The organism is Kitasatospora sp. NRRL B-11411, from assembly GCF_000721345.1.
GTDB lineage: Bacteria > Actinomycetota > Actinomycetes > Streptomycetales > Streptomycetaceae > Kitasatospora > Kitasatospora cineracea.
Map to the genome: position 1 here is coordinate 68,849 of NZ_JOGH01000021.1, position 12,692 is coordinate 81,540.

The window sequence follows — 12,692 nt, forward strand, 5'->3', positions numbered from 1 at the left end:
ACTTCCGGTGCCACCGTGGCCCGGGTACCACCGAAGGAGGGCCCGATGACCGCACTGTCCACCCCCACCCGGGCCGCCCGGCGAGCCGCCCCGGGCCGGGCCCGGCACCCGGACGCCGTCCGGCACGGCGCCGCCGCCCTGATCGTGCTCGGCGCGCTCGGCGTGCTCGGCCTGTGGTGGGCCGACACCCCGCGGGTGGCCGGGGCCGCGGACTGGCTCACCGGCGCGGCCCGGATCACCGGCCTGCTGGCCGGCTACGCCGCGCCCGTCCTGCTGCTGCTGATGGCCCGCGTCCCGCTGCTGGAGCGCGAGGTGGGCGCGGACCGGCTGGCCCGCTGGCACGCGTACGGCGGTCGCTACCTGGTCTCGCTGGTCACCGTGCACGTGCTGACCGTGGTCTGGGGCTACGCGCTGACCGACGGGCGGGGCCTGTGGGGCCAGACCGTCGAGATCGTGTTCCACTTCCCCGACATGCTGAAGGCCACCGCCGCCACCCTGCTGCTGCTCGGCACCGGCGCGGTCTCCGCCCGGGCCGCCCGCCGCCGGCTGGGCTACGAGACCTGGTACTACCTGCACCTGGCCACCTACCTGGCCGTCGCGCTCGGCTTCGCCCACCAGCTGACCAACGGCGCCGACCTGGTCGACGGGCCCGCCAAGGCCGGCTGGTACCTGCTGTACTTCGGCACCGCCGCCGTCCTGGGCCGGTACCGGCTGCTCGCCCCGTACCTGCGCGACCGGCGGCACCGGCTGGAGGTCGCCGAGGTCCGCGCCGAGGGCCCCGGCGTGGTCTCGGTCTTCCTGACCGGCCGCCACCTGGGCGAGCTGCGGGCCGAGCCCGGGCAGTTCTTCCGGCTCCAGTTCCTCACCCCGCAGCTGCGCTGGGCCGCCAACCCGTACTCGCTCTCCGCTCCCCCGCACCCGCGCTTCCTGCGCTTCACCGTCAAGGGCCTGGGCTCCCACAGCGCGGCGATCGCCGCGCTCGCCCCCGGCACGAAGGTCCGGGCCGAGGGCCCCTACGGGGCGTTCACCGCGCGGCGGCGGCACGGCGGCGGGCCGGTGCTGCTGCTCGGCGCGGGCGTCGGCGTCACCCCGCTGCGCGCGCTGTTCGAGACCCTGCCCGGCCGGCTCACCCTGGTGCAGCGGGCCCGCCGCCCGGAGGACGTGCTGTTCCGCCGCGAACTGGCCGCCGTCGCCGAGCAGCGCGGCGGCCGGGTGCACGAGCTGCTCGGCAGCCGGGCCCAGGTCGGCGACCTGGGCGCGGCGCTGCGCCGGCTGGTCCCCGACCTGGCCCGGCACGAGGTCTACCTGTGCGGGCCCGAGGAGTTCACCGCCGACGCGGTCCGCGCGCTGCGCGCCGCCGGGGTCCGGGCCGCCCGCATCCACCACGAGTCCTTCGCCCTCTAGGAGCACCCGCCACCATGCGACGCGCCGTCATCACCGCCTCCGCGACCGCCGCCGGGGTCGTCCTGCTGCTCTCCCTCAAGCCCCACGACCCGTCCACCGCCCCGGCCATCTCCTCGGCCGGCGCGGGCTCCGCCCGGAACACCACCCAGGACACCGGCCAGGGCAGCGGCGCCGGGGCCGCTGACGGCGGGGCCGCCGGCAGCGGGGCCACGCAGACCGTCACCGGCAGCGCGGTCAACACCCGGTACGGGCCGGTGCAGGTCAAGGTCACCATGGCCGGGGGGAGGATCAGCAAGATCGACGTGGTCCAGTACCCTACCCGGGACCGCCGTGACCAGGAGATCAACAGCTCCGCCATCCCGCAGCTCAACCAGGAGGCGCTCGCCGCCCAGAGCGCGGACATCGACGTGGTCTCCGGCGCGACGTACACCAGCGACGGCTACACCCGCTCGCTGCAGAGCGCGCTCGACCAGGTGCAGAAGTGACCGTCCGCCACGTCGAGCACGTGATGGGGACGGTGTTCTCGTTCGCCGTCCGCGATCCCGGGCCCGCGACCGGGGCGGCGATCGGGCGGATCGTCGAGCGGCTGCACCGGATCGACGCGGTGTTCTCGACGTACCGGCCGGACAGCGCGGTCAGCCGGCTCGGCCGCGGGGAGATCACCCCGGAGCAGGCCGGCCCCGAGGTGCAGTGGGTGCTGGAGCGGTGCGCGGAGCTGGGCGCGGAGACCGGCGGCCACTTCACCGCGCGGCCCGGCGGGCGGCTCGACCCCAGCGGCTACGTCAAGGGCTGGGCGGTCGAGGAGGCGTCCCGGGCGCTGCGCGCGGCCGGCTCCGTCCAGCACTGCGTGAGCGGCGGCGGCGACGTGCAGACCGCGGGCGGGCCCTGGCGGATCGGGATCGCCGACCCGCACCGGGCGGGCGCGGTCGCCCGCGTCGTCACCGGCCACGACCTGGCGGTCGCCACCTCCGGCACCGCCGAGCGCGGCCCGCACATCCTCGACCCGCACACCGGCCGCCCGGTGACCTCGCTGGCCTCGCTGACCCTGGTCGGCCCGGGCCTGGCCCGCGTCGACGCCCTGGCCACCGCCGCGTTCGCCATGGGCGCCCCGGCGGCCCTCCCCTGGCTCGCCGCCCGGGGCGTCCCGGCGCTGGCGGTCCACCCGGACGGCCGCCGGGAGGCGACGGCCGACTGGGCGTGGCCCGGCCCGGTGGCCTGACGGGAGGTCACCGGCCGCATGCCTGACGGATCGTCAGCGACCGGCGGCCAGGGCGTAGCTGGTGGCGATGACCGGGCTGGTGAAGGTGTTGGTGGCGTCGGCCGGGGAGGGGTGGTAGGAGCCCCACTTGAGGTAGTTGCGGGTGCCGTCCCAGGTGGTGCCGGTGTAGGTGCCGGAGCCGGTGGTGAAGGTCTGCTTGGCGCCGTCGAACCAGAAGTCGACGGTGCCGTCGGTGCGGCCGAGGCGGAGCTTGAGGGTGAAGGTGTGCCACTGGTCGTCGGCGGTGGGGGCGCTCCAGAGCGGGTGGGCGACGTGCTGGGTGTCCCAGTCCTGGAGGCGGATCCGGCCGTCGGCGATGTCGATCTCGACCGGGTGGTTGGCGGTGCCGGTGCTGGGCGAGCACTTGAGCTGGAAGACGTAGCGGCTCTCGGCGTCCCCGATCCGCACCCGGGAGGACCAGCCGACGTAGACGGTGTCGCCCTCGTGGAGGTCGGGGCCCAGGGTCTCGCAGCGCTCCTCGCCGGCGGCCTGCCGGGCGCGCCAGACCTTGCCCCTGGCCGGGTCCTGGACGGTGCCGAAGTTGCCGGACTTGCACTGGACGCCGGCGAAGGAGGCGGCGCCCTTGGCGGTGTCGGCGGCCCAGATCACCTTCCCGGCGGCGGCGGGGGCGGCAGCGGTAGCAGCGGGGACGGTGCCGGACAGGACCGCAGCGGCGAGGCCGAGGGCGAGGGTCGCGGCGCGGGCGGGGCGGAACGCACGGGCGGGGCGGAACATCGGCACTCCTGAGGGTGGGAGGGGCGTCTTCGCTCCGGCTGATGTTCCGTCACCGCCCGGCCGGCCGCCACCCCGCCTCACCCCGCCTCGCCCCGCCCCGCACGAATGCGGCGGCGGCCGCCGGACCGCCGACGCTGGTCGGGGTCCGGCGGCCGCCGCCGTCCGGGTACGGGGCCCGGGGTTACTTCTTCTTGCTGCCCGGGATCATGCAGAGGCCCGCGATCACCGCGAAGGCGACGATCGGCAGGGCGACGAACAGGCCCAGGGTCGCACCGACGCTCAGGCCGGTGCCGGGGTCGTCGCCGTCGTCCCGCGCGAGCGCCATCGCGGGCGACGACATGACCATCATCAGCGTGGCCGCCGCGGTGACCGCACCGGCGCGCATTGCGTTCCTCTTGTCCACGTTTCCCAAGGTACCGGCCCCCTACACCGCTCCGCCCGGCGGGGTGCGCCTGTCGGCGTGTCCCGGCGGGAGGGCGTTCAGCGGGGCGAGGGTGGCGGCGATGCCGGCGGTGCCGGGGGCGGCGGCGAGGGCGTCCAGGGTGCGGGGGGTGCCGGCGGCGTCGGCGACCGGCAGGCGCCAGTTCGGGTACTGGTCCCAGGTGCCGGGGAGGTTCTGCGGGCGGGGGTCGCCGACGGTGTCGGGCAGCCAGACGCCGACCAGCTTGGCGGGGGTGGCCAGCAGGTAGGCGTAGAGCGCCTCGGGGGTGGCCGGCTCGCCCTCGGCGAGCAGCCCGATCCGGACCAGTTCGCGCTGCCAGTCGGCGAGTTCGGCGGCGGCGGCCTGCTGCTCCTCGGCCAGCGGGCGGGCCAGCAGGCCGAGGTGGTGGCGGAGTTCGACGTGCTCGCCGGTGAGCCGGGCGGCGGTGGAGGGCAGGTCGTGGGTGGTGAGGGTGGCCAGGCAGCCGGGGCGCCAGCGCTCGGGGGGCAGCACGGCGCCGCCGGCCTGCCAGTCCCGTTCGAACCAGAGCACCGAGGTGCCCAGCACGCCGTGCTCGGCGAGCCGTTCGCGCACGCCGGGCTCGACGGTGCCGAGGTCCTCGCCGATCACGGCGGTGCCGGCCCGGTGCGCCTCCAGGGCGAGGACGGCGAGCATCGCCTCGGCGTCGTAGCGGACGTAGGTGCCCTCGGTGGGGCGGGCCCCCTCGGGCACCCACCAGAGCCGGAACAGGCCCATCACGTGGTCGATCCGGATCGCGCCGGCGTGCCGGGCGGAGGCCCGGATCAGCTCGGCGAACGGGGCGTAGCCGGCCTCGGCCAGCGCGTCCGGCCGCCACGGGGGCAGGCCCCAGTCCTGGCCGTGGGCGTTGAACGCGTCCGGCGGGGCGCCGGTGGAGATGCCGGCCGCCAGCACGTCCTGCAGCGCCCAGGCGTCGGCGCCGTCGGGGTGGACGCCGACCGCGAGGTCGTGGATCAGGCCGATCGGCATGCCGGCGTCGGTGGCGGCGCGCTGGGCGGCCCGCAGTTGCTCGTCGACCAGCCAGGCCAGCCAGCGGTGGAACTCCACCCGGTCCTTCAACTCGGCCTTGGCGGCCGCCACTTGGGGGTTGGCGGGGTGGCGCAGGCCCTTCGGCCAGGAGTGCCAGCCGGCGCCGTGCTCCTCGGCCAGCGCGTTCCACACCGCGTACCGCTCCAGCCACTCGCCCCCGCGCCGGACGAACGCCCGGTACGCGGCCTCCCGGCCGACGCCGCGCGGCACGGTGTGCAGCAGTTCGAGGGCCTGGCGCTTGAGCGACCAGACCGAGTCGCGGTCGATCAGTCCGTCGTGCTCCAGCACCTCCTCGCGCAGCAGCCGGGCCCGGCGGGCCAGGTCGCGGGCCTCCTCGTGCCGGGCGTACTCGGGGAGCGCCTCGACCCGCAGGTGCACCGGGTCGGCGAAGCGGCGCGAGGACGGACGGTAGGGGGACGGGTCGGAGGGGGCGCCGGGCAGGCCCGCGTGCAGCGGGTTGATCTGCAGGAAGCCCGCGCCGAGTTCGGCCCCGGCCCACTGGGCGAGCTCGGCCAGGTCGGCCAGGTCGCCCATGCCCCAGGACTGTTCGCTCAGCACCGAGTACAGCTGGGCCAGGAAGCCCCAGTGGCGGCCGGCCGGTTCGGGGATCCGGGGCGGGGCGACGACCAGCGCGGACCGGGCGGTGCGGCCGTCCGCCCGGACCGCCAGGACGTGCCGGCCCGGCGGCAGGTCGGCGGGCAGCCAGTGCGCGTGCTCGTCCGTCAACTCCCAGGCGTCGCCGCCCTGTTCGAGCTCGATCCGGACGTCCGCGCCGGCCGGCAGGTCGAGCGCGGTGCGGCGGCCCTGCCAGGCGACCACGGTGGGCGGCAGCAGGCGGGCGGCGCTCTGCGCGCGGTGCCGCTCCAGGGCCGCGGCGGCCAGCTCCGGCGTCCCGGCGTCGATCCCGAGCGCGGCCAGCACGGCGGTCAGCGTCCGCGCCCCGACCTGCACCGGGCCGGCGCCCGCGTCGTAGTGGGTGTCCACCCCGTACGCGTGCGCGAGCGCCGTCAACTCCGGCGGGGCGGGCGGGTTGTCCTCCGCCGGCACCTGCTCGGACCCGGCCTGCTCGCGGTCAAGGTATGCGGCCACCCAGCGCACTCCGTCCTCGGGGTCTCCCCCACGCCACCGATGTCGACAGCCACAGTCCTACCCGGGCCGCTCCCCGCCGACCCCGACCGACACGGCCCGCCGCCCGCACCGGTCGGGTGAACCGTCCGGCGGCGCCTTGCCGGGCGCTCCCGGAAGGAGGAGGTCAAGGGATGTACCGGGCGATAACGGACATAGCTGCCAAGGGCGTTGACAGGGACGCGGGGAGCTGGTGGGGTGGGCGGGCCGGGTGGCCCCGGGGGGCTGGGGCCGGGTCGGCGGGGGGCCGGTGAGCTGGGCGTTTCGGGCGAGGAGGCTCCAGTGCAGGCGCGGGTTTCGGTGGCGGCCGGACGGCGGCTGCGGCAGCGGTTGGAACAGAGCGCGGCACTGCGCGAGGTCCTGCACCACCCGGCGGCGCTGGCGGCCCGCCGGACGGCGGCGCGGACGGCCCGGCAGCTGGCGCCGCGGGCCGCGGACCGGTTCATCGCGGACGTCAAGGGCACCGAACCGCTGCTGGCCTCGGTGCGCGCCGAGCGCCGCGCGGGCCGGCGGGGCAGCGCGCTGCGGGTCGCGGCGACGCTGTCGGCGGCCGCGGTGGTCGGCGGGCTGCTGCTCCCCGCGCCGGGCTTCGCCGTCGAGGCGGGCCTGCGGTCCGGGCCGGGCAGCGCGGTGCCGGACGTCGCGGACCGCTCGGAGACCGTCACCGAGGCGCCGCTGCCGCTGGGTTCGCTGACCGACCCCCGGGTGTTCCCGCGCCCGCAGCAGTTGCGGACGGGCGGCGGCGCGGTGTCGGTGCCCCGGCAGGTGGCGCTGGTGCTGGCGGACTCCGCGGACGGCCCGGCGGTGGACGCGGTGCGCGCGCTGCTGGCCCGGGCGGGCGCGACGGACGTGCGGAGCGTGCCGGAGGCCCCCGCGGTCCCGGCCGCCGGTTCGCTGGTGGTGTACCTGGGCGGCCCGTACGAGGGCGCGGGCGGGGCGACCGACCGGGTGCTGCGGGATCTCGCGGTGGCGAACGGGCTGAAGGACACCGAGGTGCCGCAGCTGGCGGGCCTGCCCGCGGGCGGCTACCTGCTGGCGTCCGGCCGGCTGACCGCGCCGGGCGGCTCGTACGGCGCGGTGGTGCTGGCGGGCGTCGACGGCGCGGGCACCTACTACGCGGCGCAGAGCCTGGCGCAGCTGCTGGCCCCGGTCGCCCCCGGGCAGGGGCAGGGCGGCGAGGGCGACAAGGGCTTCCCCGGGGTGCTGCTGCGGGACTGGCCGAGCGGCGCGGCGGTGCGCGGCACCGCGGAGTCGTTCTACGGGGCGCCGTGGAGCGCCGCGCAGCGGCTGGCGGTGGTGGACTTCCTGGGCCGCACCAAGCAGAACTACTTCCTGTACGCGCCGGGCGGCGACCCGTACCGGGCGCAGCGCTGGCGGGAGGCGTACCCGGCCGCGCGGGCGGCCGAGCTGTCCGAGCTGACCGCCCGGGCCCGGGCCGCGCACGTCACGGTGGCGTACTCGATCGCCCCCGGGCAGTCGTTCTGCTTCTCCTCCGGCAAGGACGTCGACGCGCTGGTCGCCAAGCTCGACGGGCTGCGCCGGCTGGGCATGCGGGCCTTCCAGTTGGACTTCCTGAACGTGTCCTACGACGAGTGGCACTGCGGCGCGGACCGGCGGAAGTTCGGCACCGGGCCGGTGGCCGCCGCCAAGGCGCAGAGCGCGCTGACCGCGGCGGTGCAGGAGCGGCTGGTGGCCCGGCACCCGGACCTGGCGCCGCTGTCGGTGGTGCCGACCGAGTACCTGAAGCAGGGGTCCACCCCGTACCGGGCGGCGCTGGCGGCCGGGCTGCCGGCCGGGGTGCAGGTGGCCTGGAGCGGCGGCTCGGCGATCCCCCAGCAGGTGACGGACGATCAGATCGCCGCCACCGCCGGGCTGTTCGGGCGTCCGCTGATGACGATGGACAACTACCCGGTGAACGACTCGGCGCCGGACCGGCTGTTCCTGGGCGGCTACGACGGGCGCGACCCCGAGGTGGCGCGGCGCTCGGCGGTGCTGCTGACCTCGGCGATGAGCCAGCCGGTGGCGTCCCGGATCCCGCTGGCGACCGCCGCCGACTTCGGCTGGCAGCCGGACGGCTACCGCGCCGACCAGTCGCTGGCCGCGGCGCTGCGGCTGCTGACCGCCGGGCCCGCGCAGCAGGCCGCGGCGGCGGCGCTGGCCGGCAACAGCGCCTCCTCGCCGCTGGGCGGCCAGGAGTCGGCGTACCTGGCGCCGCTGGTGGAGCGGTTCTGGGCGGCCGCCGAGCCGGCCTCGGGCGCGTCGGCCGACGCGGCGAAGCTGCAGGCGGCCGCGCAGCCGCTGCGCGAGGCGTTCACCGTGATGGCGGACGCGCCGAAGGCCCTGGCGGGCGACCCGCTGGCGCAGGACGCGGCGCCGTGGCTGGCCCGGCTGGCGGCGTACGGCGCGGCGGGCCGGGCGGCGGTGGACATGCTGCTGGCGCAGCACGGCGGCGACGGCGCGGCGGCCTGGCAGGCCCGGCTGGAGCTGGGCCGGCAGCGCGGGGTGCTGGAGCAGAACCCGGTGACGGTCGGCAAGGGCGTGCTGGACGCGTTCCTGGACCGGGCGGCGAAGTCCGCGGACACCTGGTCGGGCATCACCGCCGGGGCGTCCCCGACCACCACCCTGGGCACCGCGCACGACCACGGCCCGGCGCTGATGGCGGACGGCTCCGGGCAGACCTTCTACTGGTCGTCCGCGCCGCCGCAGGTCGGCGACAGCTTCGGCCTGGACCTGGGCACCCCGAAGCCGCTGGGCTCGGTGACGGTGCTGATGGGCTCCTGGGGCGACGACCCGGACGCCGCCTCGGCGGCCGACGACTACCTGCACGACGGGGTGCTGGAGTACTGGAGCGGCTCGGGCGGCTGGCAGCAGCTGGCGGCCGTGCACGGGCAGCGGACGGTCACCGCGAACGCCCCGGTGGGCGCGGTGGCCAAGGCGGTCCGGCTGCGGGCCACCGGCGGGCAGCAGACCGCCGTCGCGGTGCGGGAGTTCACCACGGCCGCGCCGGACGCGGTGGACACCGCGGTGTCCGGCCCGCCGGCCGCGCCGGGCTCCTCGCCGGACGCGGTGCTCTCCGGCGACCCGGACTCCGCGTTCCGGGCGGCCGCGCCGCCCGCCGCGGGCGACGCCCCGCTGACGGTGGAGCTGGGCTCGGCCCGGCCGCTGGACCGGCTGACCGTGCTGACCGACCCGACGGTGCGGGCCGAGGCGACCGCGCAGGTCCGCCGCCCGGACGGCAGTTGGGCGGACCTGGGCCCGGTGCGGCCCGGCTACAACGAGCTGCGGGCCGACGGCGGGCCGGTGGAGGCGCTGCGGCTGGTGTGGCAGCCGGGCGGCGAGGCCCCGGTGGTCAACCAGGTGATCCCGTGGTGGGCGGACGTCCCGGCGGCCCGGCTGACGCTGGCCGAGCCGACCCTGGACGTGGTGGCGGGCGCGGCCGCGCCGGCCCAGGCCCGGGCCACCGTGGAGTCCGGCCGGCCGGACGCGCTGACCGGTGCGCTGACCGCCGAGGTCCCGGCGGTGGCCAAGGGGCTGACGGTGGCTCCGGCCCCGGCGGTGACGGTGCCGCGCGGCGGCCGGGCGGGCGCGCCGCTGCTGGTGACGGCGGCCGCGGACACCCCGTCGGGCAGCTACCGGGTGCCGGTGGTGTTCACCGCGGGCGCGCTGACCGTCCGCCAGGAGCTGCTGGTGCACGTCGTCCCGCCGACCGGCGGGCCGGACCTGGCCCGGGCGGCGACCGCCTCGTCCTCGGGCGACGACAGCGCGAAGGCCCCGGCGGCGGCGGTCGCCGACGGCGATCCGAAGACCTCCTGGAACTCCCCCGCCGAGGACGACGCCTGGGTGCAGCTGCGGCTGCCGCAGCCGGCCCGGCTGGGTGCGGCGGTGCTGCACTGGGGCGCGGCGTACGCGTCCGCGTACCGGCTGGAGACCTCGGTGGACGGCGTGGTGTGGACCACCGTCGCGGAGGTCGGCAACGGGCAGGGCGGCACCGAGACGGTCCGCTTCGACGCGCCGGGCGCCCAGTACCTGCGGGTGCAGGGCGTGGGCCGGGCCACCCGCTACGGGTACGCGCTGTCCGGGGTGGAGCTGTACGGCGTGCAGGCGCCGTAGGACGCGCGGCGGGCCGCCGACGCTCCCGTTGCGGGGGCGGCGGCGGCCCATGAGGCGTACCGGTTGTCGTGTCGGGCAGGCCCTTGTCTGTTCAGGCGGAGAGCGGGGCGTGCTGCTCGCCGCGGCGGATCGGTCGGGTGCGGACGGGGGCGGGCAGGACCGTCTCCGGATGGTCGTGGTGCTCGAAGTCCCGGAACTGGTCGAGGCCGCCGTACGGCTCCAGGTAGGGCCGCCAGCGCGGGTCCTTGATCCCGGTGCCGATGACCCGCCAGGCCAGGCCGCTGGGCGCGGCCGGGGGGCGCTTCATCCGCCAGCCGAGGTCGGCGAGGTGCATGTCGGCCTTGGTGTGGTTGCAGCGGCGGCAGGCCGCCACCACGTTGTCCCACCGGTGCTGGCCGCCCCGGCTGCGCGGGATGACGTGGTCGACGCTGGTGGCGGCGGCCCCGCAGTACACGCACCGACCGTGGTCGCGGGCGAACAGCGCCCGCCTGGTCAGCGGTACGGGGCCGCGGTAGGGGACCCGCACGAAACGGGTCAGTTTGACGACGGACGGTGCCTGGACGGCACCGGTGGCGCTGTGCAGTGTGGTGCCCGCATCCTCCAGGGCGATCGCCTTGTGGTTGAGGACGAGGATGAGGGCGCGTCGCATCGAGACGACACCGAGCGGCTCGTACGACGCGTTGAGGACAAGGACATGCGGCACGGGGCCTCCTTGGACGCCTGCGGCGCGTGGCTCGCGCCGAGTCGAGCGGGGCGATCGTGGCCCGTGCGGGACGCGATCTCCCTCAGTGTCGCCTTACGCCGTCGTACGACGCCACCATTTCTCCGTGAACGGCCCGCGCGCGTGCGGTGAGCCACCGCGCGTTCCGCCATAGCCGGTATGCCCAGCTCGCGGCCCTCCTGCACGTACCGTGCGGGCGGCGCTGCGGTGCGTGGCCGGGACGGCTCCGGGGGCCTCCGAGCGGGTGAACGGGCTCGCTAGAGTGGGGCGATGCTCGCCGATTCCGCTGCCGACAGCACCAGCACCCCGACGTTCACGCTGCCCACCAGCGCCGCCGATGTGACCGACACCACCCGGCAGGCGGCCGGCTGGCTGGACGACAACTGGCAGGGCTGGGTGGTCGACGGGCTGCGGATCGTGCTGATCCTCGGGCTGGCCCTGGTGCTGCGGGCCGTGGTCCGCAAGGTGATCGACAAGCTGGTGTCCCGGATGGGCCGCCCGGCGGAGGCCGTCAGCGACCACGGGGTGCTCGGCGGGCTGCTCGCCAACAGCGGCGTGGTCAACACCGAGCGGCGCCAGCAGCGTTCCGAGGCGATCGGCTCGGTGCTGCGCTCGGTGGCCTCCTTCACCATCCTCGGCACCGCCTCGCTGATGGCGCTGTCGGTGCTCGGCGTCGACCTGGCCCCGCTGCTGGCCTCGGCCGGGGTGGCCGGCGTGGCGATCGGCTTCGGCGCCCGCAACCTGGTCACCGACTTCCTGTCCGGCGTCTTCATGATCATGGAGGACCAGTACGGCGTCGGCGACGAGATCGACACCGGCGTCGCCACCGGCACCGTCCTGGAGGTCGGCCTGCGGGTCACCAAGCTGCGCGGCTCGGCCGGCGAGATCTGGTACATCCGCAACGGCGAGGTCAAGCGGATCGCCAACATGAGCCAGGGCTGGAGCACCGCCACCGTCGACGTGCAGGTCGGCTACAAGGAGGACCTGGAGCGGATCGAGGCGCTGGTCACCGAGGCCGCCGAGCAGCTGTCCAAGGAGAGCCCGTACGACGAGCTGATCTGGGGCCGGGTCAAGGTGCTGGGCGTGGAGTCGGTCGCGGTGGACTCGGTGCAGCTGCGGATCGAGGCCCGCTGCACGCCCGGCAAGGCCGCGCAGGTCTCGCGCGCGCTGCGGCTGCGGCTGAAGGCCGCCTTCGACCTGGCGGGCGTCAAGCTCAAGGAGGAGGCCGCCGCGACCGTCCCGGCCCAGGCCGCCGCCCCCGAGGTGCTGCCGCCGTCCGCGCTCGCCGACCCCAACTCGGCCCGCTCGCTGGCCGCCAAGCCGATACCCACCCAGAACTGACGCCCGCACGCAGCCGACGGGGCCCCGGGGGACGCTTCCCCCGGGGCCCCGTCGCCGTCGGATCAGCTGCTGCGGCGCCTCCTCGCCACGATCACCAGGCCGGTGCCGAGCACCAGCAGCAGCGCGCCGCCGGCCAGCGCGAACGGGACGGCCCCGTCCAGGCCGGTGCTGGCGAGGCTGCCGGAGGGCGCCGGGCGGGCCTGCGGCGGTGCGGGCGCGACCGGGGTCGGCGTGGGGGTCGGGGTGGGCTCAGGTGTTCCGGTCGGGGTCGGGGTGGGCGTCGGGCTCGGGCTGGGTTGCGGGGCGAGGGTGTTGACGGCGGTGGTGGTGAGGCCGGCGTCCAGGTGCGCGTCGTCCAGCACGAGCGGTCCGAGGACCGGCTGTTCGGGGGCCTGGTAGCCCTTGGGCGGGCTGACCTCCTGCCAGTAGTAGGTGCCCAGGTCGGCCTGCTCGGTGCAGGTGCCGTCCTCGCCGGTGGTGCACGGGTCGCCGACCTTGGCGTCGGGCTT

General features: G+C 76.8%; 10 protein-coding genes. 5 read left to right on the plus strand and 5 right to left on the minus strand.

Translation table 11 applies throughout. The annotated features are described in order from the left end of the window. Positions 1-45 precede the first annotated feature (45 nt). Genes IH44_RS0113230 through IH44_RS0113240 form a run of 3 tightly spaced genes read left to right on the plus strand, consistent with a single transcriptional unit; the run spans position 46 to position 2,623 of the window. The gene (locus IH44_RS0113230) at positions 46-1,404 is read left to right on the plus strand and encodes a ferric reductase-like transmembrane domain-containing protein (RefSeq protein WP_030459701.1); all 1,359 of its coding nucleotides are present in this window, start codon (positions 46-48) and stop codon (positions 1,402-1,404) included. 14 nt (positions 1,405-1,418) lie between these two features. Beyond that, a complete protein-coding gene (locus IH44_RS0113235; RefSeq protein WP_030459702.1) occupies positions 1,419-1,889 on the plus strand; it encodes an FMN-binding protein in 471 nt (156 codons plus the stop codon). 23 nt (positions 1,890-1,912) lie between these two features. Beyond that, positions 1,913-2,623: an FAD:protein FMN transferase gene (locus tag IH44_RS0113240; RefSeq protein ID WP_051816849.1), complete on the plus strand. Its 711-nt coding sequence runs from the start codon at positions 1,913-1,915 to the stop codon at positions 2,621-2,623. A gap of 33 nt (positions 2,624-2,656) precedes the next feature. Here the strand turns inward: IH44_RS0113240 and IH44_RS0113245 are convergent, their stop codons facing one another. The 3 genes from IH44_RS0113245 to malQ form a co-directional block, all read right to left on the minus strand. Then, positions 2,657-3,397, minus strand: a complete 741-nt coding sequence (locus IH44_RS0113245; RefSeq protein ID WP_030459704.1) for a heparin lyase I family protein — start codon at positions 3,395-3,397, stop codon at positions 2,657-2,659. 181 nt (positions 3,398-3,578) lie between these two features. After that, positions 3,579-3,800: a photosystem II reaction center protein PsbW gene (psbW, locus tag IH44_RS0113250; RefSeq protein WP_081966877.1), complete on the minus strand. Its 222-nt coding sequence runs from the start codon at positions 3,798-3,800 to the stop codon at positions 3,579-3,581. A 21-nt stretch (positions 3,801-3,821) separates the two neighbouring features. Further along, positions 3,822-5,933 carry a 4-alpha-glucanotransferase gene (gene malQ / locus IH44_RS0113255; RefSeq protein WP_051816850.1) on the minus strand — a complete coding sequence of 704 codons (2,112 nt, stop codon included), beginning with the start codon at positions 5,931-5,933 and terminating at the stop codon, positions 3,822-3,824. A gap of 360 nt (positions 5,934-6,293) precedes the next feature. On the opposite strand from malQ, the gene IH44_RS42755 reads away from it, so the two are divergent. Next, positions 6,294-10,121, plus strand: a complete 3,828-nt coding sequence (locus tag IH44_RS42755) for a beta-N-acetylglucosaminidase domain-containing protein (protein ID WP_051816847.1) — start codon at positions 6,294-6,296, stop codon at positions 10,119-10,121. A gap of 91 nt (positions 10,122-10,212) precedes the next feature. Here the strand turns inward: IH44_RS42755 and IH44_RS0113265 are convergent, their stop codons facing one another. Next, positions 10,213-10,824: an HNH endonuclease gene (locus IH44_RS0113265; protein WP_030459708.1), complete on the minus strand. Its 612-nt coding sequence runs from the start codon at positions 10,822-10,824 to the stop codon at positions 10,213-10,215. A gap of 288 nt (positions 10,825-11,112) precedes the next feature. Here IH44_RS0113265 and IH44_RS0113270 point away from each other — a divergent pair, with 288 nt between their 5' ends. Further along, on the plus strand, positions 11,113-12,183 hold the full coding sequence (locus IH44_RS0113270; protein ID WP_030459709.1) for a mechanosensitive ion channel family protein: 1,071 nt from the start codon (positions 11,113-11,115) through the stop codon (positions 12,181-12,183). 62 nt (positions 12,184-12,245) lie between these two features. Here the strand turns inward: IH44_RS0113270 and IH44_RS45385 are convergent. Next, positions 12,246-12,692, minus strand: a 447-nt coding sequence (locus IH44_RS45385; protein WP_030459710.1) for a prealbumin-like fold domain-containing protein, incomplete at its 5' end; no start/stop codon positions are given.